The sequence below is a fragment of the Corynebacterium axilliensis genome (genome assembly GCF_046097495.1).
Lineage (GTDB): Bacteria > Actinomycetota > Actinomycetes > Mycobacteriales > Mycobacteriaceae > Corynebacterium.
Window position 1 is genome coordinate 2170141 of record NZ_CP175768.1, and the last position, 20189, is coordinate 2190329.

At 65.1% G+C, this 20189-nt stretch carries 20 protein-coding genes; 14 read left to right on the forward strand and 6 right to left on the reverse strand.

The annotated features are described in order from the left end of the window. Nucleotides 1–62: 62 nt before the first annotated feature. Nucleotides 63–962 carry a hypothetical protein gene (locus ACKFR8_RS10390; protein ID WP_408930002.1) on the reverse strand — a complete coding sequence of 300 codons (900 nt, stop codon included), beginning with the start codon at nt 960–962 and terminating at the stop codon, nt 63–65. A 234-nt stretch (nt 963–1196) separates the two neighbouring features. On the opposite strand from ACKFR8_RS10390, the gene ACKFR8_RS10395 reads away from it, so the two are divergent. After that, nucleotides 1197–2234 (forward strand): hypothetical protein, encoded by a 1038-nt coding sequence (locus tag ACKFR8_RS10395; RefSeq protein WP_408930003.1) that lies wholly within the window; start codon nt 1197–1199, stop codon nt 2232–2234. Here ACKFR8_RS10395 and ACKFR8_RS10400 read toward each other — a convergent pair. Next, nucleotides 2231–3970, reverse strand: a complete 1740-nt coding sequence (locus tag ACKFR8_RS10400; protein WP_408930004.1) for a long-chain-fatty-acid--CoA ligase — start codon at nt 3968–3970, stop codon at nt 2231–2233. The genes ACKFR8_RS10395 and ACKFR8_RS10400 overlap by 4 nt on opposite strands. 179 nt (nt 3971–4149) lie before the next feature. Beyond that, entirely contained in the window at nt 4150–5862 is a 1713-nt protein-coding gene (locus ACKFR8_RS10405) for a long-chain-fatty-acid--CoA ligase (RefSeq protein WP_408930005.1), read from the reverse strand. Nucleotides 5863–5938: 76 nt separating this feature from the next. On the opposite strand from ACKFR8_RS10405, the gene mshA reads away from it, so the two are divergent. From mshA to ACKFR8_RS10425, 4 genes are all read left to right on the forward strand, one after another. Next, complete coding sequence (mshA, locus tag ACKFR8_RS10410; protein ID WP_408930006.1) at nt 5939–7204, forward strand: D-inositol-3-phosphate glycosyltransferase; 1266 nt, start codon at nt 5939–5941, stop codon at nt 7202–7204. A gap of 89 nt (nt 7205–7293) precedes the next feature. After that, nucleotides 7294–8043 carry a phosphoglyceromutase gene (locus ACKFR8_RS10415; protein WP_296134655.1) on the forward strand — a complete coding sequence of 250 codons (750 nt, stop codon included), beginning with the start codon at nt 7294–7296 and terminating at the stop codon, nt 8041–8043. An 87-nt stretch (nt 8044–8130) separates the two neighbouring features. Continuing rightward, nucleotides 8131–9384 carry a sensor histidine kinase gene (locus ACKFR8_RS10420; protein ID WP_408931012.1) on the forward strand — a complete coding sequence of 418 codons (1254 nt, stop codon included), beginning with the start codon at nt 8131–8133 and terminating at the stop codon, nt 9382–9384. Further along, on the forward strand, nt 9381–10079 hold the full coding sequence (locus tag ACKFR8_RS10425) for a response regulator transcription factor (protein WP_408930007.1): 699 nt from the start codon (nt 9381–9383) through the stop codon (nt 10077–10079). The genes ACKFR8_RS10420 and ACKFR8_RS10425 overlap by 4 nt, the downstream gene beginning before the upstream one ends. An 11-nt stretch (nt 10080–10090) precedes the next feature. On the opposite strand, the gene ACKFR8_RS10430 is transcribed toward ACKFR8_RS10425, so the two are convergent. Continuing rightward, nucleotides 10091–10951, reverse strand: a complete 861-nt coding sequence (locus tag ACKFR8_RS10430) for a hypothetical protein (protein WP_408930008.1) — start codon at nt 10949–10951, stop codon at nt 10091–10093. 33 nt (nt 10952–10984) lie between these two features. Between ACKFR8_RS10430 and ACKFR8_RS10435 the strand changes: the two genes are divergently transcribed. From ACKFR8_RS10435 to ACKFR8_RS10455, 5 genes are all read left to right on the forward strand, one after another. Beyond that, nucleotides 10985–11914 carry a Ppx/GppA phosphatase family protein gene (locus tag ACKFR8_RS10435; protein ID WP_306507940.1) on the forward strand — a complete coding sequence of 310 codons (930 nt, stop codon included), beginning with the start codon at nt 10985–10987 and terminating at the stop codon, nt 11912–11914. 9 nt (nt 11915–11923) lie between these two features. Beyond that, a complete protein-coding gene (locus ACKFR8_RS10440; protein ID WP_408930009.1) occupies nt 11924–12718 on the forward strand; it encodes a hypothetical protein in 795 nt (264 codons plus the stop codon). Between the two features lie 33 nt (nt 12719–12751). After that, nucleotides 12752–13543, forward strand: coding sequence for a pyrroline-5-carboxylate reductase (gene proC / locus ACKFR8_RS10445; protein ID WP_408930010.1), 792 nt, complete (start codon nt 12752–12754; stop codon nt 13541–13543). Between the two features lie 203 nt (nt 13544–13746). Next, entirely contained in the window at nt 13747–13935 is a 189-nt protein-coding gene (locus ACKFR8_RS10450) for a helix-turn-helix domain-containing protein (protein ID WP_296134674.1), read from the forward strand. Between the two features lie 233 nt (nt 13936–14168). Further along, a complete protein-coding gene (locus ACKFR8_RS10455; protein WP_003855542.1) occupies nt 14169–14270 on the forward strand; it encodes a 30S ribosomal protein bS22 in 102 nt (33 codons plus the stop codon). A 117-nt stretch (nt 14271–14387) separates the two neighbouring features. Here ACKFR8_RS10455 and ACKFR8_RS10460 read toward each other — a convergent pair whose 3' ends face one another. Then, nucleotides 14388–15629 carry an HNH endonuclease signature motif containing protein gene (locus ACKFR8_RS10460; RefSeq protein WP_408930011.1) on the reverse strand — a complete coding sequence of 414 codons (1242 nt, stop codon included), beginning with the start codon at nt 15627–15629 and terminating at the stop codon, nt 14388–14390. Nucleotides 15630–15797: 168 nt separating this feature from the next. Here ACKFR8_RS10460 and ACKFR8_RS10465 point away from each other — a divergent pair, with 168 nt between their 5' ends. After that, nucleotides 15798–16364, forward strand: coding sequence for an LURP-one-related/scramblase family protein (locus ACKFR8_RS10465; RefSeq protein ID WP_296134561.1), 567 nt, complete (start codon nt 15798–15800; stop codon nt 16362–16364). On the opposite strand, the gene ACKFR8_RS10470 is transcribed toward ACKFR8_RS10465, so the two are convergent. Next, nucleotides 16361–17380 (reverse strand): HAD-IB family hydrolase, encoded by a 1020-nt coding sequence (locus ACKFR8_RS10470; protein ID WP_408931013.1) that lies wholly within the window; start codon nt 17378–17380, stop codon nt 16361–16363. The genes ACKFR8_RS10465 and ACKFR8_RS10470 overlap by 4 nt on opposite strands. A 104-nt stretch (nt 17381–17484) precedes the next feature. On the opposite strand from ACKFR8_RS10470, the gene ACKFR8_RS10475 reads away from it, so the two are divergent. From ACKFR8_RS10475 to hemC, 3 genes are all read left to right on the forward strand, one after another. Next, nucleotides 17485–17733: a glutaredoxin family protein gene (locus ACKFR8_RS10475; RefSeq protein WP_408930012.1), complete on the forward strand. Its 249-nt coding sequence runs from the start codon at nt 17485–17487 to the stop codon at nt 17731–17733. Between the two features lie 82 nt (nt 17734–17815). Continuing rightward, the gene (locus tag ACKFR8_RS10480) at nt 17816–19180 is read left to right on the forward strand and encodes a glutamyl-tRNA reductase (RefSeq protein WP_408930013.1); all 1365 of its coding nucleotides are present in this window, start codon (nt 17816–17818) and stop codon (nt 19178–19180) included. Continuing rightward, a complete protein-coding gene (gene hemC, locus ACKFR8_RS10485; protein WP_408930014.1) occupies nt 19181–20068 on the forward strand; it encodes a hydroxymethylbilane synthase in 888 nt (295 codons plus the stop codon). Nucleotides 20069–20189 lie beyond the last annotated feature (121 nt).

Consider the following 20189-nt stretch of genomic DNA (forward strand, 5'->3'; position numbering starts at 1 on the left):
ATAAGACGAGGGAAGAAGGGGCGGGCAGGCGCTCGGGAGACCTCCCGCCCGGGCTGTGTCTTCTAGGCCGTGTACGGCTTGTCACCCAAGGAGAAGTAGACCGGCGTCATGGTATTGGGGAGGTACGCCTCGATGCGTCCGTCGTACGGGTTGTCCTCCGGCACGGTGACGACGACGGCGCCGCTCCTCGTCTCACCTGGCCGGAACGGGTAATAGGTGCTGAAGTAGCCGTCGAAAGAGTGCAGGTGGTGATCGTCGCGGAGTTCGCCATCGGGGTCCTGGTAGACAATCGCGGCGGAGGCCTTCGCGGCCTCCTCGGTGCCTTCGTAGCGCTGGGTGTAGGTGAAGGTGATGTACTTCCGGCCTTCCTGCGGCTTGTCGTTCTTGGGGCTGGCCGCCGCGACGTCCTCGTTGGCATCCATATTGATGTCGGTCACCAGGAGGGACCAGTCGCCACTGTGCGCGACGACGCCGGGCTCTATCGGTGCTGTGTGGGAACCGGGCTCGCCTTCTGCGATGGCGTCGTAGGTGCCGCCGCCGACGTCTAGTTCCACCGTCTCGCGGCCGTCCATGATGTGGTTGTCCTGCGGCGGGGGAGCGTCCTTCAGGTCGGGGGTGGGCGTTGTCGGTGTCGTTGTCGGTGCCGCTTCCGGTTCGGGATCCTCGGGGTCGGCGGTGTGAAACGTCAGGGTGGCGATGGTGGTCAGCACCGTTCCCACCAGGGCGAGGAACATTGCGGCGGTGCCGAGCGCGCCCGACCTCTTGCTCATGGCCAGGGCAATGAGGCCGCCCAGGAAGCCGAGGGCGAGCACGCACCAGTTGATAAGCCCCGCGCCGAATACGCAGCCAAGGACGCCGCCGAGGACGGAGACCAGAATGGTGGCAAGCCCCAGGACGTCCCGGGGCTTCTGTGCATTCAGCGGTTCGGACTGTGTATGCGGCGGATTCGGAGGCAGAGTCATGGCGGCGAGCCTTCGCGGTGGGTGCAGGGACGGGGCAGGTAGAAGCGATAATAATGGCGGAATGGGACTTCTGCTTGCTGGGCGGGGGTGCCTTGGTTTTCCTCGCCGCGCGGAGTGCGGCAACCTTTTGTATCCTTGGCTGCACTGCAGCAGCTCGGGGGAGAGTGATGCTTTTCGGGGACCTCATCACCAGCTTGCTCAGTGGATGACACTAAAAAATACCTAGGGGGGACCATGTCTCACACTGCACCTGACACGTCAACGAACAAACCTGCCAAGATTCCCGCCCGCCTGAGCAAGCGGCGCGTGATGAAGGTGATGGAGAAACTAGCCGGCACGCTGGATAAGAACTACCTGGGCCTGCCCACCATCCGGATCCCGGGCGGCTACATGAGCATCGACATCAACGAGGAGCTGGGCGGTCTCTGCGTCCTGGGCTACTGGGATGGCACGGTGTGCTTTGATCCGGACCGGAAGCCGTTGCGCATGGACATCAACGATCTTAACGGCGGGGGAATCTCCGGCAACGTCGTGGCGGAGACCTGCGGCAGCTCCCAGGAGCACTCGCACCTGCGCGTCTTCGCGGCGCCGTACTTGCCGTCGACAGCCACGAACGCGCAGCTGAAGAGCATTGTCTCCGCCTACGCAAAGTCCCTGTCGGAAGCGTTCGAGCTCTTCGATGACCTCTTCCCTGAGCACCCCTCGCAGCCCCTGCGCGGGGCGGCGCTCAAGCCCGTGCCTACGCACTATTTCAGCGAGGCCTACGAGGTATCCGTGGTCGGGATGTGGCGGGTGCACCAGCGCGCCACGCGCCTGGCCATGGTGGACACCCCAGTGTACGTGCTCAATCATGGGGACGGCACCGTGAGCATCATCATCGATGACCACACGATCACCGTGCAGGCAGCGACCGATGACTCCGGCGATATCGAGCTGAGCCTGGTCACCCCCTCCGGCCGCTGCGTGTGCGACCTCGACTCGCTGGTGCGCTGGGCGGAGCTTAAGAACGCCGATCAGTACGCCGTCTCCGCCCGCATTGAGGCGGTGCACGTGGACGCCGAGCTTGCCGACGACGACATCCTCGCCCTCGACGGCGAAGAAGACCTCGTCCTCGTGACCACCGCGCGCATCCCCACTGGGTGGGGCTACACGGACGCGCAGCTGGATCACCAGCTCAGTTCCCTGGTGAGCCAGCTGTTGTGGGCCGGCGAGGAGTTCTATGACACCTTCAACCCGGGCCGCTTCACGCGCTACGTCGACCGCGCGGCCTAGGCCTTCCCGTGCTCCTCGATGAGCGCCATCAGCTCCTTCTGCACCTCGCGGCGGCGGACCTTGCCCAGCTGGTCCGAGGCGAGGTGCTCGAAGTGGTAGAAGCGGCGGGGCACCTTGTAGCGGGTGAGCCGCTCGCGGCAGTAGTCCTTGAGTCCCTCGGGGTCGAGCACGGCGCCGTCGTTAAGCACGATGCACGCCACCACGTCCTCCGAGCCGTCCTCGCGGGGTAGGCCCACCACGGCCACAGAGTTGACGTCTGGGTGCTCGCGGATGACGTCTTCCACCTCGGCCGGGTAGATGTTGAAGCCGCCGGTGATGATCATCTCCTTGATGCGGGAGACGATCTTGATGAAGCCGTCCGACTCCATAATTGCCATGTCACCCGTGCGGTACCAGCCGTTGTGGAAGGCATTCTTGGTGGCCTCCGGCATGTTGAAATAGCCCTTGAACACCTGCGGGCCGCGCACGAGCAGCTCGCCCGCCGTGCCGTCCGGCTGCGTCTCATCCAGGTTGTCCGGGTTGCCGATGCGCACCTCCGTATCCGGGAAGGGGATGCCGATGTAGCCCGGGCGGCGGTTCTTGTTGAGTGGGTTCGCGGTGACGATGGGGGAGGTCTCCGTGAGGCCGTAGCCCTCCACCAGCAGGCCGCCGGTGAGCGCCTCCCACTCCTCGACGATCTCCTGCGGCAGCGCGGCCGCGCCGGAGAGGCTGTTGTTGATGCCCTTGAGATCAATGCCCTTCTCCTTGGCCGCCTCCATGACCTTGGCGTAGATGGTGGGCACGCCCGGCATCCAGGTGGGGCGGCGCTTCTTCATGATGTCCAGTAGGAGCGGAATCTTCGGCGCGGGAGTAAGGACGAGCTCGCCGCCGATGTGTACGCCGAGGGCCGCGATGAGCGTGAGGCCGTAGACGTGGAAGAGGGGAAGTGCGGCCAGCATGCGCTCGGGCTTGTCCCCTAGCTCCGGCACCCAGGACTCCGCCATCTTCATGTTGCAGTACAGGTTGGAGTGGGTCAGCTGCGCGCCCTTGGGCGTTCCGGTGGTGCCGGAGGTGTAGAGGATAAGTGCGGTGTCGTTGAGATCCACCTCCGGGTCGGGGAGGTCGTGGCCGTAGCCGCCGATGGCGCGGCCGGTCAGCGCGCTCCACGGCACGGTGTTGGGAGCGTCGACGGAGAGCTCCTCGCGCTTGTCCTTGATGAATGGTACCGGCAGCCGCAGGAGCAGCTGGGTGCGGCGCGGCATGGCGTCGATCATGTTGACCGTCACGATGGTTTCCAGCGGGGTGGAGCTGCGCAGCTTCTCAAAGGTCGGTGTGGCCTTGTCCCACACCACGGCCACGCGGGCGGCGTGGTCCTTGAACAGCGGCTCCAGCTCCGCGGCGGTATACAGCGGGTTGTGCTCTACCACGGTCGCCCCCAGCTTGAGGATGGCGTAGAACACCGCCACGTGTTGCGGGCAGTTGGGCAGGGCCACCGCTACGCGGTCGCCCGGGCGGATGCCGAAGGCCTTGAGGCCTGCGGCAGCGGCGCGCACGTGGGTATCCAGCTCGCGGTAGGTCATCTGGGCGCCGAAGAACCAGGTGGCGGGCCGGTCGCCCTTGTCGTCGATGGTTTCCTGGTAGGAGTCCAGCAGAGTCTTCTCGCCGTAGTCCAGGTGCGGTTTGGTCCATTCAGGGTAGTACTGCAGCCAAGCCTTCGTCTCGTAGGCGGACGGTGCGTGAGCGGGGACGTCGGTCATCTCGGCGGACTCCTTAGGGGTGCAAAGTAGTTCTGTGTGGAACAGTATAACCAAATTGTGACTTGTATCTCGCAAAACTTTGCAAAGTTACGGAGTGCGGGAGAAAACGCGCGAAAGCCCGGCCAGAACGTCATCGTTCGGACCGGGCTCGCGGGAGAAGCGGCAGCTGCTTCTTCTGCTTACTTCTCTGCCTGCAGGCGCTTGAGCAGGTCTTTTTGTACCTCGCGACGGCGAACCTTGCCCAGCTGGTCGGTGGCCAGCTCCTCGAAGTGGTAGAAGGTGCGCGGAACCTTGTAGCGGGTGAGGCGCTCGCGGCAGTAGTCCTTGAGGCCCTCCGGGTCCATTGCGGCACCGTCGGCAAGAATGACACAGGCCACGACGTCCTCCGAGCCGTCCGAGCGCGGGCGGCCCACCACGGCGGCCTGGTCCACGTCCGGGTGGGAGGTGAGCACTTCTTCCACCTCGCCCGGGTACACGTTAAAGCCACCGGTGATGATGATTTCCTTGATGCGGCTGACCAAGCGGATGAAGCCATCGTCCTCCATCACGCCCATGTCACCGGTGCGGAACCAGTCGCCGTGGAAGGCCTTCTGGGTGGCCTCCTCGTCGCCGAAGTAGCCCTTGAACACCTGCGGGCCGCGGGCCAGGACCTCGCCCTCCTCGCCGTCCGGCATGGTCTCATCCAGGTTCTCCGGGTTGGCGATGCGAATCTCGGTGTCCGGGAAGGGGATGCCCACATAGCCCGGGCGGCGGGCGGAGGTCATGGGGTTGCCCACGATGATGGGGGAGCATTCCGTGAGGCCGTAGCCCTCCACCAGCATGCCGCCGGTGTACTTCTCCCACTTCTCCACGGTCTCCACCGGTAGGGTGGACGCACCGGAGAAGGCGGCGCGCACGCCGTCGAGGGATACGTCGTTCTCCTCCGCCTTGGCCACGATGCGCTCGTAGAGCGTCGGCACGCCCGGCACCCACGTCGGGGTGTGCTTCTTCATCAGGTCCATGATGAGCGGCATCTGCGGGCTGGGCAGGAGTACTAGCTCGCTGGCGATGAGCGGGGCCAGGGTGGCGTTCATGGTCAGGCCGTAGGCGTGGAAGAAGGGCAGGGCGGCCAGCATGCGCTCCGGGGAATCGCCCAACTGCGGCACCCAGTGCTTGCCCATGAGGATGTTGGCAAAGAGGTTGCCGTGGGTCAGCTCCGCGCCCTTCGGCTTGCCGGTGGTGCCGGAGGTGTACATGATGATCGCGGTGCTGTCCTTGGTGACCTCCTCCGGGGAGACCACGTCGGAACCGTCGCCGCCGATGGCGTTGCCTACCAGGGATTCCCACGGCACCGTGTTCGGCGCCGGGGCGGTGAGCTGATCGCGCTTGGACTTCAGCGGCGGGATGGGCAGGCGCAGCGCCAGGCGCTGGGCGGTGGGCATGGCGTTGACCATGTTGATGGACACGACCGTCTCCAAGCTGGTGGTCGCGCGCAGCTTCTCCAGGGTGGAGGCCGTCTTGTCCCAGGAGATGGCGATGCGCGCCCCGTGGTTCTGGAACAGGCCCTCCAGCTCGTGCGCGGTGTAGAGCGGGTTGTGCAGCACGGCGATGGCGCCGAGCTTGAGAACGGCCCAGAAGGAGGCGATGAACTGCGGGCAGTTCGGGGCCACGATGGCCACGCGGTCGCCCGGGCGAACGCCGAAGGCGCGCAGGCCGGCGGCGGCGCGGCGGACCTGCTTGTCCAGCTCCGCGTAGCTTTGCGTGCGGCCGAAGAAGTACGTCGCGGGCTTGTCGGGGCTCAGGGCGAGGTTGTTGTCGTAGACGTCGAGAAGCGTGGTGTCTCCGTACTCCAGGCTGTGCGGAGTCCACTCCGGGTAATGCTGGAGCCACGCCTTGGACTCAAATGCCGACATCGGTTCACCTTTCGGTCGCGTAACTTTGGGCACGGGCCAGTATAACGCGGGGCGAATGCGGTTACACTGGGCAACTATGCGCATCGCGATGATTTCCATGCACACCTCGCCCCTGGAACAGCCCGGATCGGGCGATGCGGGCGGGATGAACGTCTACGTTCTCAACACCGCCCGCCAGCTCGCCCGCCTCGGCGTGGACGTGGATATTTTCACCCGCGCCACGCGTCCGAGCCAGGGGGAAGTGGTGGACGTCGAGGAGCACCTGCGTGTCATCAACATCATCGCCGGCCCCTACGAGGGCCTGAGCAAGGAGGAGCTGCCCACGCAGCTCGCGGCTTTTACCGGTGGCATCTGCAACTTCGCGCGCTGTTTTGACGTGGACTATGACGTCATCCATTCCCACTACTGGCTCTCCGGCCAGGTGGGGTGGCTGCTGCGGGACCTGTGGGACGTGCCGCTGGTGCACACCGCGCACACGCTGGCGGCGGTGAAGAACTCGCACCGCACGCTCGATGACACCGCGGAGACGGAGGCGCGCCGCATCTGCGAGCAGCAGCTGGTGGATAACGCCGACATCCTGGTGGTCAACACCGCCCAGGAGACGCGGGACCTGGTGGAGCACTACGACGCCTCCGAGGAAAACATCGTGGTGGTCTCCCCGGGTGCCGACACGGAGCTCTACACGCCGGGCACGGACCGTATGACGGAGCGTGCCCGCCGCCAGCTGGGCATTCCGCTGCACACGAAGGTGGTGGCGTTCGTCGGCCGCCTGCAGAAGTTCAAGGGCCCGGAAGTGCTCATCCGCGCGACCGCGGAGCTCATGGAGCGCGACCCGGACCGCAACCTGCGCGTGGTTATCTGCGGCGGTCCGTCGGGGGCGAACTCCTCCCCGGACACCTACCACGCCCTCGCCTGCGAGCTGGGTGTGGAGCGCACCGTGCGTTTCTTGAACCCGCGCCCGCCGCAGGAGCTCGTGGCCATCTACCAGGCCGCGGACATCGTGGCGGTACCCAGCTACAACGAGTCCTTCGGCCTGGTGGCGATGGAGGCGCAGGCCTCGGGCACACCGGTCGTGGCGGCCGCAGTGGGTGGCCTGCCCATCGCCGTGGCGGACGGGGACACGGGCCTGCTCGTGCACTCCCACGCGGCGGAGGACTGGGCGGACGCGCTGGAGCAGTTGCTTGACGACGATCCCCGGCGCATCGCCATGGGCGAAGCCGCCGTCGATCACGCCCAGCAGTTCAGCTGGGCGGCGGCCGCAGCACAGCTGGAAAACATCTACGCCGACGCCATGAGCATCGAGATCCCGGACTGCCACTCGCGCCGGGCAAGCGGCTACTAACCCCACACAAGCGGGCACAAACCCACACTTAGGGGTGGTGTGCTCGGGTTCACAGGCGGGCCGTCGAAAAACGTGGCATGCTGGTGTTTATGACTAACGGAAAGCTGATTCTTCTTCGACACGGACAGTCCGAATGGAACGAATCCAACCAGTTCACCGGTTGGGTAGACGTCAACCTCACCGCCAAGGGTGAGAGTGAGGCTAAGCGTGGTGGCGAGCTGCTCAAGGAGCAGGGCATCCTGCCGGAGGTTGTGTACACCTCCCTGCTGCGCCGTGCCATCCGCACCGCCAACATCGCCCTCAACGCGGCTGACCGCCACTGGATCCCGGTCGTGCGTGACTGGCGCCTCAACGAGCGTCACTACGGCGCTCTGCAGGGCCTGAACAAGTCCGAGACCAAGGACAAGTACGGCGAGGAGCAGTTCATGGCATGGCGCCGCTCCTACGGCACCCCGCCGCCGGAGCTCGAGGACGGCGCAGAGTTCTCCCAGTCCGGGGACCCGCGCTACGCCAACCTGGATCAGGTTCCGCGCACCGAGTGCCTCAAGGACGTCGTCGAGCGCTTCGTGCCCTACTTCGAGGAGGAGATCCTCCCGCGCGCCAAGAAGGGCGAGACCGTCCTCATCGCCGCACACGGAAACTCCCTGCGCGCGCTGGTCAAGCACCTGGATAACATCTCCGATGATGACATCGCGGGCCTGAATATCCCGACCGGTATCCCGCTGGTCTACGAGATCAAGGAAGACGGATCCGTCGTCAACCCGGGCGGTACCTACCTCGACCCGGAGGCAGCCGCTGCTGGTGCTGCCGCCGTGGCCGCACAGGGCGCTAAGAAGTAAATCTGCCCTTACTTTTCGCTGCGCTTAATCCCCAGGGAGTCTATACTCCTTGGGGATTATTTTAGGGTGTGACTCGTCGTGGAACTGATGCTCCTTGCTTTCCTCGCCGGTGTGGTGGCCTGCGGGCTGGCCATACCGGTGATTACGCGTGTCCGAGAGCGGCTCGACCGTCGGCGCGCCCGCGATTCCGACTCCAACCAGGTCACCAGCGTGAGCCAGGTGCTGCACCTCGCCGTGGGCGGCTCGCCCTCCGGCATCACGGTGCTGTCCAAGGGCAAGGAGATCATCTTCTCCAACCCCACCGCCCACGAGATGTCGATGGTGCACGACCGCGCCGTGAACCCGGACGTGTGGTCCGTGGCGCAGGAGGTCTTCGAGGACAAGGAGACCCGCACGCTGGACCTGGCCATCCCGAAGCGGCGCACGGGAAACCGCGTGACCCAGGTCCGCGCGGTGGTCAAGCCGCTGACGCTGAACGACGACCGCTTCGTCATCGTCTACGGCACCGACGAGTCCGAGTCCGTGCGCATGGAGTCCGCGCGCCGTGACTTCGTGGCCAACGTCTCCCACGAGCTTAAGACCCCGGTCGGGGGTATCGCCCTGCTGGCGGAGGCCCTGCTCCAGGACACCGGTGACCAGGACCACGTGGAGTACTTCGGCGGCAAGATCCAAAAGGAGGCCGCCCGCATGGCGGAGATGGTCAGCGAGCTCATCTCGCTGTCCAAGCTGCAGGGCGCGGAGGCGCTGCCGGAGATGGAGCCGGTCAGCCTGGATGACATTGTTGATGCGGCCATTGCCCGCAACCAGGTGGCCGCAGACAACCACCACAATCGGCTCACCCGCGGCGAGTCCGTTGGCGTGCAGGTGATGGCGGATGAGTCCCTGCTCATCACCGCAGTGTCGAACCTCATCTCCAATGCCATCCACTATTCGCCGGATGAGATGCCGGTGTCCGTGACGCAGAAGGTGGTGGGTGGCAACGTCGTCCTCGTGCGCGTGACCGATCGCGGCATTGGCATCGCCCCGGAGGACCAGAAGCGCGTGTTCGAGCGCTTCTTCCGCGTGGACAAGGCGCGCTCGCGCCAGACCGGCGGAACCGGGTTGGGGCTGGCCATTGTCAAGCACGTGGTGGCAAACCACGGCGGCAACATCAAGCTGTGGTCCCGGCCTGGGACGGGTTCGACGTTCACAATCGAGCTCCCTATCTACACAGAAGAAAAGCCAGCGGATACTGTAGAGAATCAGGATAATAAAGAAGACGGGGCCGTCAGCTCCGCCGCTCCTGGCTTGCAGCGCGCCGTCGCGCGCGTTGCCGCACGTCGAAAGGATAAAGCTCAATGACCACCATCCTCATCGTCGAAGATGAAGAGTCGCTGGCCGATCCCCTCGCATTCCTCCTCCGCAAGGAGGGCTTCGACGTCCTCCTCGCGCCCGATGGGCCGAGTGCGCTCGAGCAGTTCGAGGCAAACTCCGTGGACATCGTCCTGTTGGACCTGATGCTGCCGGGCATGTCCGGCACCGACGTGTGCAAGCAGCTGCGCGCTACCTCCTCGGTCCCGGTCATCATGGTTACCGCCCGCGACTCGGAGATTGACAAGGTGGTGGGCCTGGAGCTCGGCGCCGACGATTACGTGACCAAGCCGTATTCCTCCCGTGAGCTCATCGCCCGCATCCGCGCCGTGCTGCGCCGCGGCAGCGAGGTCAGCTCCGAGGGTAGCGAGGAGGAGCCGGACGAGCAGATTCTGGAGGGCGGCCGCGTGCGCATGGACGTGGAGCGCCACACCGTGCTTGTCGACGGCGAACCGGTCTCCATGCCGCTGAAGGAGTTCGACCTCCTCGAGTACCTCCTGCGCAATGCCGGACGCGTGCTTACCCGCGGCCAGCTCATTGACCGCATCTGGGGTGCGGACTACGTGGGCGATACCAAGACGCTCGACGTCCACGTCAAGCGCCTGCGCTCCAAGATCGAATCCGAGCCCTCGCACCCGCAGAACCTGGTCACCGTCCGCGGCCTGGGCTACAAGTTCGACGCGTAGTCCGCAGGCGTTTAGTCCGCCGGGTGCTGCGGGAACTCCACCCCGGAGCGCTCGCGGGCCGCAAGGTGGCGGGCGAGGATGTCGTAGCACTCCTCACCCAGCAGGGCGATGAGCTCCGTTTTCTGCGACTTCCACAGCGGTTCTTCCGCGATGTGGCAGGACGGATCGGCCGAGCAGTACCAGTCGAAGTCCTCGCCGCCGTTGCCCCAGCCGCGGCGGTCATATTCGCCGATGGTGGTGCGCAGAATCTCCTCGCCGTCGGTGCGCTCCTCGTAGTCCTCGTGGCGGCGAATCGGCAGCTGCCAGCACACCTCCGGCTTGACCACGGTGAGCTCCTCACCGGCGTCGATCGCCCACTGGTGGAGGGCGCAGCCCGCGCCCGTGGCCCAGCCGGCGCGGTTGGCAAAGATGCACGCACCGCCCACAATGGGCGTCTTGAGCTCCGGCTCCTCGCCGTCTTCGCCCTCGTCCCATTCCAGCCAGGGCTCCAGCTCGTCGGAGTCGCTCTCCAGGTACTCGTCCACGCCCTCCGGGCGGTGCTGCCAGTAGCGTGCGGGCATGCGCGTCACGGCGTCGCGAAGCTGCTCCCGGTCCGTCTCATCCGCCATGTAAGCGCCGTGGACGCAACAGCCGACGTCCGGCTGGTTCTTATCAATGCCGTGGCAGCGCTCGGTTCCGAACTGGCACGCATAGTGCGATTCAAGCCAGGTGAGATCGACGGAGAACACGTGCAGCGGGTCGTGCGGATCGGTGAACTCGAACCACTCGCGCGGGAAGTCGGGGGCCTTTTCGCGGCCGGCACGGATGGAGGCAGCGGCGGGGGAGGAGGCTGGAAAACCCAGGTAAACCTCGTTTGATTTCGGGCGATTCACACCTACCCACGGTAGACCTACTACTCTGGAAGCGTGCGATTAGGTGTATTAGACGTCGGAAGCAATACCGTCCACCTCGTTGCGGTTGATGCCGCGACCGGTGGCCGGCCCACTCCGATGAGCGATTGGAAGACTCCGCTGCGTCTGGTGGAACAGCTGGACAAGAAGGGCAACATCCACGAGAAGGGTCTCAAAAAGCTCATCAATGCCGTGGGCGAGGCCAACGAGCTGGGCGAGAAGCTCGGCTGTGACGAGTTCATGGCCTTTGCCACCTCCGCGGTGCGCTCCGCCCCGAACTCGGCCGAGATCCTCGACGAGGTGGAGAAGCAGACCGGCGTCCGCCTGGAAATCCTCTCCGGCGAGGAAGAGGCGCGCCTGACCTTCCTGGCGGTGCGCCGTTGGTACGGCTGGTCCGCCGGCCGCATCACCAACCTCGACATCGGCGGCGGTTCCCTGGAGCTGTCCACCGGTACCGACGAGCACCCGGAGCTCGCCTTCTCCCTCGACCTCGGCGCGGGACGCCTGACCCACAATTGGTTCAATACCGATCCGCCGGAGAAGTCCAAGGTAAACCTTCTCCGTGACTACATTGATGCGGAATTGGTAGGTGTCGCCGATCAGATGCGCGCCCTCGGCCCCGCCGGCCTGAGCGTGGGAACCTCAAAAACCTTCCGTACGCTGGCACGACTCACCGGTGCGGCGCCGTCCTCGGCGGGCCCCTACGTCAAGCGCACGCTCACCGCACCGGGTCTCCGGCAGCTGATTTCCTTCATCTCCCGCATGACTGCAGCTGACAGAGCGGACCTTGAGGGTGTAAGTTCTACCCGATCGCACCAAATCGTCGCGGGCGCTCTTGTGGCCGAGGCGAGCATGCGTGCCCTGGGAATTGAGAAGCTGGAGATCTGCCCGTGGGCTCTGCGTGAGGGTGTTATTCTGCGCCGTACCGATAAGGGACTGGAATAGGAAAGAAACGTGGCTGACGAGAAACAGTTGACAGTTGCGGAGCTGATGGCCCGCAACGCGAAGAACCGCCCCGAGGGGGCTACGAGCTCGCGCCGCCGTCGCCGCAGCCTAGAGGAGGGCGGCGTCTCCGTGGCGGAGCTGACCGGCAACCTGGAAAAGGTCAAGGCCACCCCGGCCGAGGCGAAGCACTCCAGCGTTTCCATCGACGAGACCGCCCCCGTCATTCCGGCACCCAAGAAGGAAGAAGACAAGCAGGCAGAAGCTAAGCAGCCTGCCGCGGCCCAGGGCGCTGCGGTACGCGTCGAGAAGCCCAAGGCAGATAGCAAGGCTGACACTAAGGCCGACGCCGAGGAGAAGCGCCACCAGCCCTCCACCGAAGACACCCACGTCATCCAGCGCGTCAAGGACGAGCCGGAAAAGGCTGAGGCCAAGGACACCAAGGTCAAGGCCGAGGAGCCTGCCGCACCCGCAGTACCGGCCGAGCCTGCGGAGCCGACTCAGGACGCTGAGCTCGAAGAGTACGACGACGAAGAGGACTACGAGGAGGAAGAGAAGCTCAACCCCTTCGCGGTCGTGCTTCTCGCGCTCGTCGGCGTCGTGCTGGGCGCTGTGGTCTTCAAGGGCTTCGAGGTTCTCTGGGAGAACTTCTCCCGCGTGGTCGTCCTCATCCTGGCCGTGGTGGTCACCGGCGTCATCGTCGGCATCGTCCACGCATTGCGCACCAACCGCGATGGCCTGTCCATGTTCCTGGCCGCCATCGCCGGCCTGGTGCTGACCTTCGGTCCGCTGCTGGTTGTAATGTAGCCGTGCCCCAGGGTTTCTGGCACCCTGGGAAGCATGACTAAAATTGCAGTACTTGGTGGAGGACAAATCGGCGAGGCCCTGGTCTCCGGGCTGGTGAACGCGGGCTACGAGCCCGCTGACATCGTGGTGACCAACCGCCGGTCGGAGCGCGGCGAGCAGCTGCATGGCACCTACGGGGTGAGTGTCACCAGCGATAACGCCGCGGCTATCGACGGCGCCGAGTACATCTTCGCCTGCGTCAAGCCCTACGCCATCGTCGAGCTGCTGGAAGGCCTCGACATCCCCCAGGACGCCGTCGTGGTGTCCATGGCCGCGGGCCTGACCCTCGACACCTTGGAGAAGGCCGCGGGCGACGGCGTCCCTGTCGTCCGCGTCATGCCGAATACGCCGATGTTGGTGGGCAAGGGCATGTGCACGTGTGCGGGTGGTGAGCACGTGAGTGAGGAGCAGCTCGGGGGCGTCGTCAAGCTGCTCGAGGCCGTCGGTGAGGTCGCCGTCATTGAGGAGAAGCACATCGACGCCGCCACCGCCCTGGCCGGCTCCGCGCCCGCGTACTACTTCCTGGTGACGGAGGCGCTGATCGACGCCGGCGTCCAGCTCGGCCTCACCCGCGACGTCGCCGAAAAACTGGCCACCCGCACCGCCCAGGGCGCAGGCACGATGATGGCGGAGTCGGGCAAGGACCCCGTCGCCTTGCGTGCCGGCGTGACCTCCCCGGGCGGTACCACCGCGGCGGCCCTCCGCGAGCTGGAGGAGTCGGGCCTGCGCGGCGCCTTCTTCCGCGCCGCCGAGGCATGCGCTCAGCGCGCACAGGAGTTGGCCTAGGGCGGTTACCCCCAACGCGTGAAAATCCTGTGACACCAGTTGCCCGGCGGGTTTCCGGGGAAGGGGGTTGCGGCAGGGGAAAAAATTGGCACTTGGGTCGCATTAGTCACAGGTTTCACGCTAAGCTGGCAGGAGCGCGTGCGTGATAGTCCTGTGGGAGGGGAAGCCTACAGCGCGTCACGTGCTGAAGGGTTAACTAAAATATGGCTAACGAAGATAAGGGAACTTTCCTGACCATCGCTGAAGTTGCGGAGATCATGCGAGTCTCCAAGATGACGGTGTACAGGTTGGTTCATGCAGGTGACATGCCGGCAGTACGCGTGGGGCGTTCCTTCCGCGTGCACGAGTCCGCCGTCAAGGAATACCTTGAGGCATCGGTCTACGGCGCTTAACGTTCACCATTTTTAAGCAGCGCCCACCCCTGTGGATTCCTACAGTCCACGGCGGTGGGCGCTGTTTTGGTGCTGTAGGGCCAGCTGGGTAAGATGATGGGCATTCGTGTCGGCACAGGTACGCCTGCGTCTCCCCGCTGTGCGGGGCCGCATCGAGTGCACCGTGCGGTTTCATTCCAGGCGTTGCCGGCCGGTTTGAGTACGTACTAATACCGAAAGTGAGGAAACCTGTCATGGGTTCTGTTATCAAGAAGCGCCGCAAGCGCATGTCCAAGAAGAAGCACCGCAAGATGCTGCGCCGCACCCGCGTTCAGCGTCGTAAGCTGGGCAAGTAAAGCTCCGGCACTCGCTCTCCCCGTTCGGTCCTTTATGAGGATTGTGGCGGGGAGTTCGTCGTTTTAAACGACGGGGCTGTCCTCTTCCTTTCTCGTCGTTTTAAACGACGGCGCGGGCTAGAACGGGATGTCCTCCGTGGAGTTGTCCTGCGGAGTGCTGGGCTCGGGGGTGCGGGCTTCCTCGTCGAGTTTCTTCTTGAGCTGCTGTGCCTTGTCATGCGCGCGTTTCTGGTCGGCAGTGATCTTCTGTGCCACGGTCTGCGCCCAGCGCTTAGTCTTCGGGGCTAGGGGGCCGGAGGGCTCGGTCATGGCCCAGGTTCCGTCCTCGAAGAGCCAGACAACATCCCCGGTGATGGGGTCCATGATGTAGTGCGCCCGGCCATCGGTCTTCATGTTGTGATGGTGCTGGCACAGGCTGGCAAGGTTGCGCGGGTGCGTCGGCCCGCCCTCCGCGTAGTTGATGCGGTGATCCATCTGGCACTGCCAGGCGGGGCGAGTGCACCCCAGTGCCCGGCAGGTGCCGTCGCGGCCTTCGACGAACTTGCGGATGAGCTCTGAGGCCACGTAGCTGTCTGACTCCAGGGGCTCAGCAGAAAGGTCGCGCGTGCGGGTCGCGGGCAGGTCGGCGGCGGTCCACTCGTGGCCTTGGACAAAGGTGGGCGCATTCGGGATGTCGGTGGCCTGATAGGTGTGCAGGATGACGGTGGCGGAGGGGGTGATAGCCCCGGAGATGAGCTTCTTGAGCGCCTCCGGGGTGGAGATGTTGTGCTCCTTGGCGGTGTCCTTGATGAATTGGTGCAGAATGATGCCGGTGGCGCTGTCAGTGGTGAGCTCCAGGCTGGCGCGCTCGCCGGTTTCCGTCATGGTGTAGGTGTCCTTCGGGCGGGTGTCACGAAAGGCCACGGTTTTATCGATAACCCGGCAGATATCGCGCACCTTCCGGCCAATCTGGGCAGGCGTGGGGAAGTTCTGGTTCGGCCGGGTGGGCGTGAGGAAGTCCACCAAAGCGGAGTCAATAAACGCGAGCTTGTCCGCGGCCAGCGTGCCCAGCTTGGTCAGCGCGCGGTCGATGGCCAGCAGCGCGCGCATGTCGAGCAGGTATAGGGTCTCCTGCAGGTTCTTGAGCCCTGGCAGCTGCGTGAGGCGGTGGAGGGCGGCGCAGCTCTCCATGATGACTTTCGGCCCGAGGCCCAGCTTGGCGACGAGCCGCTGACACGCAACATCAAAATCTTCATCTAACGGCGGCAAAGCGGATATCCACGAGCGATAGTCCGCGCGGCGGGCGGCAGTGCGCTCGGTGGCGATGGCGCAGTTGGGGTTCATGTGGGAAAAGTAGGTGGTCTCGGTGGCGGTAGTCATGCGGTATCTCCCTGGGTAGTTTTTGATGGAACACACGTTCTACCGTGACTATATAATCCGCTCCGGACATGTACCCTGAAGTGCACAAAGTGCTATTTAAGGGTGGGGTTAAGGGGTACCACGCGAGCGGAAATTTCCGTATTATGGCGCACTATGGTGCCTAAGCTATTGACCACGAACAATCTCGTCATTTCCCAGACCAAGTCCTTCATGCAGGACCAGTTCCTCATCGCCGACGAACAAGGCGTGCCCGTGGGAACCATCGTGCAATCCGCCAGCCTGAAGGACATGTTCTTTAAGGCCTCCCGCAGTCTGGAGGTCGCGTTCACCGATGATCAGGGAAACCCGCAGCAGCCACTCATGGTGATTTCGGATCCGCCGAACCTGGTGCGGGATACCTATGAGGTGCACCTGCCGGGCGTCGAGAAGCCCATGGCGGTGGTGACCAAGCACTTTGCCCTGTTGAAGACTCGGCTGACCATGGAGATGGAGGGCTTTGCCGATATCGACATTGAAGGCGATTTCTGGGACTGGAACATCACCATTACCAGCCAGGGGCAGCCGCTGGCGCAGGTGCGCAACCAGTTCAGTGGTGTGGGCCGCTACCTGACCGGCAAGAACACCTATCACCTGTCCATTGCGGAGGGGCTCGACCCGCAGCAGCACGCCGGGCTGATTGGCGCGGTGATGTGCATGGATATGCTGCGCACCAAGGCGCAACAGAGCGACGGCTAGCGGCGGTGGGCCATGCGCCAGCCGCCGTAGGAGAAGAGGGCGGTGGCTAGCGCCGGGAGGCCGTACGTGCGCACGGCCTTGCGTACGGAGCGGTAGTCCCGGATGAGCCAGCCGTTCTCCTCCGCGATGTCCCGCAGCTTGGCATCCGGGTTGATGGCCACCGGGGTGCCCACCATGGACAACATGGGGACGTCGTTTGCGCTATCGGAATACGCCGTGCAGCGCTCCAAGTCGAGGTTTTCCAGGGTGGCTAGCGCCGCCACCGCATGCATCTTGCCGGAGCCGTGCAGGATATCGCCCACGAGGCGGCCGGTGAAACGGCCGTCTTTGACCTCGGCCACCGTGCCGAGAGCTCCCGTGAACCCGAAGCGCTGCGCCAGGATCTGCGCCAGCTGCACCGGGGTGGCGGTGACGAGCCAGACCTGCTGGCCGGCGTCGAGGTGCATCTGTGCCAGCTGCTTGGTGCCCGGGTAAGCCTTGTGCGCCATGGACTGGTCCACGATCTCCTCGCACAGGGCGACCATCTCCGCTACCGAGCGGCCCTTAACAAACTCGAGGGCTTGGACGCGCCCGGAGGCCACATCCCCGGCGTTTTCTGAGCCGGAGACCCGGAACTTCAGCTGCTTCCAGGCAATGGGAAGAATCTCCGAGAGACTGAAATAACGTCGGCGCGCCAAGCCGAAGGCGAAGGACACCAAGGAGGAGCCTTGGACCAGGGTGTTGTCGACGTCGAAAAACGCGGCCGTGCCGGGGTCCTGGGGGATGTCCGGGTCGGGCGCGGTGATGCTGCGCGCGCCGGCGGATTCGAAGGAGCCCTTCACGGACTCGAGGCCGGAGGAGAAGGAATCTAAGGAGATACCGAAGAGCTGTTCCACCGCCGCGGCTGCCGACGCCTCACCGGCCGCCCGCTGATGATCCTCACCGAGGGGAGCGAAGGCTTGCTGTTCGAGGAAATTTCGGAGGTTGCCCCTGCTCGCGGTCCAGTTGGCCAGGAACTCACGCGGGGAGTTGGGCATACCGGGAGGGATGGGGAGGGACACGCATTCAGCTTTCAACGGGACGGAAGACTAACGTGTCCATAGTAAACCGTTGCCTATATTTCTTCTGAATAAGGAGACCCATGTCTTCCCAGCCTCACACCGTTGAGCTCATGGTGCGCACGACCTGCGGATCCTGCGAGCGGGTGCGCCAGCAGATCGAGCCCGTGGTGGCGCAGGCGGGCTGCGCGCTTAGCGTGCGCACGGTGGATGAGGACCGGGAGCTGGCCATGGAATACGGCGACCGCGTGCCGGTTGTGGTGATTGACGGCGAGGAGTTCTCCTGCTGGGAAGTGGACAACGCGGAGCTGGCGGAGGCGCTGTCGGCGTAGTTTCGGAAAGCGTCGCCAAGCTGCTAGCCTTTTGGTTGATTTGGGTCATCCAAAGGGATGATCGAGAACTGGAGGGTAGTGCATGAGTGTGCTCGTCGTGGGCATGTCGCATCAGTCGGCGCCGGTGGCGCTGTTGGAGAAGCTGAGCATGGATGAGTCCGTCCAGCACTCCGCCTGCGGCGCCATGGTCCAGGCGGGGTCGCTGTCGGAGGCCATGATTATCTCCACGTGTAACCGCATGGAGGTCTACACCGTCACCAACTCCTTCCACGCCGGCGTCCACGACGTCGTCCGCGTGCTCGCGGAGATCTCCGGGGTGGCGGAGGATGAGCTGCGCACCTACCTGTACGTGCGCTACGCCGACGCCGCCGCGGAGCACCTCATGACGGTGACCTCGGGATTGGACTCCATGGTGGTGGGGGAGCAGCAGATTATCGGCCAGGTGCGCAGCGCCTACCAGTCCGCCTCCGAGCAGGGCACGGTGGGCCCGCGCATCCACGCCCTGGCGCAGTCCGCGCTGCGCACCGGAAAGCGCGTGCATTCCGAGACCGACATTGATGAGGCCGGCGCCTCCATGGTCTCCTTCGCCTTCGACCAGGCGCTGCAGCGCATGGGGACCGAAAAGCTGGACGGCAAGCGGGTGCTCATCCTGGGCGCAGGCGCGATGGCGTCCCTGGCGGCGACCCATGCCGGGCGTCTCGGCGCCGACTTGGTCATTGCGAACCGCACCACCGCCCGCGCGCAGCGCCTGGCGGAGCACGCCCATGAGGCCGGCGTGCACGCGGACGTCGTGGAATTTAGCGACCGCGCCCAGGCGCTGCACTCCGTGGACATGGCCATCTCTGCCACCGGCGCGCAGGACTTCACCATCACGGCCGCCGACGTCGAGCGCTACCACGTGGCGGGCCGCGCGCTCATGCTGGTGGATCTGTCCCTGCCCCGGGATATCGACGATGCGACCGCGGAGCTGGAGGGCGTGGAGCTGGTCAATATCGAGCGCCTGAGCAAGTCCCTCGACGCCGCCGCGACAGACCTTGCCGCCGGCAGCAGCCCCCACGCGCAGGCGCGCCGCATCGTGACGGAGGAGCTGGAGGCCTACGCCTCCGCCCAGCGCGTGCGCGACGTGGTGCCGGCGGTCTCGGCCCTGCGCCAGCGCGCGGCGGACCTCGTGCAGTGCGAGGTCGCCCGCCTGGAGCAGAAGCACCCGGAGCTGGATGAGCGCCAGATGGGGGACGTCAACCGCGCGCTGAAGCGGGTGGCGGATAAGCTGCTCCACGAGCCCACGGTCCGCGCCAAGCAGCTCGCCGCCAGCTCGGGCAGCGTGAGCCACGAGACCGCGCTGCAGGAGCTCTTTGGGCTGCAGCTGGAGGGCAGCGGGGTGGCGGTGGATGTCGCCGAGCTTCCCGACGCCGCCCAGATGCAGGCCGCACAAAAGAAGGAGTCGTAAATGCTGAAGATTGGCACCCGTGGATCCCTGCTGGCAACGACGCAGTCGGGCCACGTGCAAGAGTGGCTGAAGTCCGCCGGCTATGAGGCGGAGCTGCACATCGTGACCACGCACGGCGACGTCAACATGGCGCCCGTTGAGCGCATCGGCGTGGGCGTGTTCACCCAGGCTTTGCGCGAGGCCGTGGCAGGCGGTGAGTGCGACATTGCCGTGCATTCGTTCAAGGACCTTCCCACGGCCGCCGATCCGCGCTTTGACCTGGTGGTTCCGCAGCGCCAGGACGCGCGGGAGGCGCTCGTTGCCCGGGACGGGCTGACGCTTCAGGAGCTGCCGGAGGGCGCGCGCGTGGGTACCTCCGCCCCGCGTCGAATTAGCCAGCTCAAGGCCCTGCGCCCGGACCTGGACATTCGCCCCCTGCGCGGCAACATCGATACCCGCATGGGCAAGGTCACCGGCGGCGAGCTCGACGCGGTTCTGCTGGCCTACGCCGGCCTGGTCCGTGCCAACTATGCCGACCGTGCCACCGAGGTCTTCGATCCGGGGGTCTTCATGCCCGCACCGGCGCAGGGTGCTCTGGCCATTGAGGCAGTCAAGGCAACCCCGGCAGCGGAGGCGATTGCCCAGTTGGCAGATAACACCGCCACCGCCGCAGCCCAGGCGGAGCGCACCGTGCTCTCCCGCCTGGAGGCTGGCTGCACCGCGCCCGTGGCGGCGACCTCCCACTGGGAAGGTGAGCAGCTGGTGGTCCGCGGCGGCGTCTTCGCGGTGGATGGTTCGCGTCAGCTCACCGCGCAGGCGGCCGGAATGGCGGTCCAGGCGCAGGAGCTGGGGCGTGCCGTCTCGGAGGAGCTTTTCGCGCAGGGGGCGGCCGACCTGCTGGATAACTGATTTTTGGTTTCGCGCCTTATCCTTTAGTGTGTACCTAGCACATAATCATTGACCACAATGATTCAGCCCCCCTTAATCCCTTTCTGAGGGGGCTTTTCCCTGTCCGTGCGCCCACCGTTGA

Bases quoted from the DNA above. Each gene is read 5' to 3' on its own strand.
- ACKFR8_RS10390 (WP_408930002.1), bottom strand. From the start codon at position 962: ATGACTCTGCCTCCGAATCCGCCGCATACACAGTCCGAACCGCTGAAT.
- ACKFR8_RS10395 (WP_408930003.1), top strand. From the start codon at position 1,197: ATGTCTCACACTGCACCTGACACGTCAACGAACAAACCTGCCAAGATT.
- ACKFR8_RS10400 (WP_408930004.1), bottom strand. From the start codon at position 3,970: ATGACCGACGTCCCCGCTCACGCACCGTCCGCCTACGAGACGAAGGCT.
- ACKFR8_RS10405 (WP_408930005.1), bottom strand. From the start codon at position 5,862: ATGTCGGCATTTGAGTCCAAGGCGTGGCTCCAGCATTACCCGGAGTGG.
- mshA (WP_408930006.1), top strand. From the start codon at position 5,939: ATGCGCATCGCGATGATTTCCATGCACACCTCGCCCCTGGAACAGCCC.
- ACKFR8_RS10415 (WP_296134655.1), top strand. From the start codon at position 7,294: ATGACTAACGGAAAGCTGATTCTTCTTCGACACGGACAGTCCGAATGG.
- ACKFR8_RS10420 (WP_408931012.1), top strand. From the start codon at position 8,131: ATGCTCCTTGCTTTCCTCGCCGGTGTGGTGGCCTGCGGGCTGGCCATA.
- ACKFR8_RS10425 (WP_408930007.1), top strand. From the start codon at position 9,381: ATGACCACCATCCTCATCGTCGAAGATGAAGAGTCGCTGGCCGATCCC.
- proC (WP_408930010.1), top strand. From the start codon at position 12,752: ATGACTAAAATTGCAGTACTTGGTGGAGGACAAATCGGCGAGGCCCTG.
- ACKFR8_RS10450 (WP_296134674.1), top strand. From the start codon at position 13,747: ATGGCTAACGAAGATAAGGGAACTTTCCTGACCATCGCTGAAGTTGCG.
- ACKFR8_RS10455 (WP_003855542.1), top strand. From the start codon at position 14,169: ATGGGTTCTGTTATCAAGAAGCGCCGCAAGCGCATGTCCAAGAAGAAG.
- ACKFR8_RS10460 (WP_408930011.1), bottom strand. From the start codon at position 15,629: ATGACTACCGCCACCGAGACCACCTACTTTTCCCACATGAACCCCAAC.
- ACKFR8_RS10470 (WP_408931013.1), bottom strand. From the start codon at position 17,380: ATGCCCAACTCCCCGCGTGAGTTCCTGGCCAACTGGACCGCGAGCAGG.
- ACKFR8_RS10475 (WP_408930012.1), top strand. From the start codon at position 17,485: ATGTCTTCCCAGCCTCACACCGTTGAGCTCATGGTGCGCACGACCTGC.
- ACKFR8_RS10480 (WP_408930013.1), top strand. From the start codon at position 17,816: ATGAGTGTGCTCGTCGTGGGCATGTCGCATCAGTCGGCGCCGGTGGCG.
- hemC (WP_408930014.1), top strand. From the start codon at position 19,181: ATGCTGAAGATTGGCACCCGTGGATCCCTGCTGGCAACGACGCAGTCG.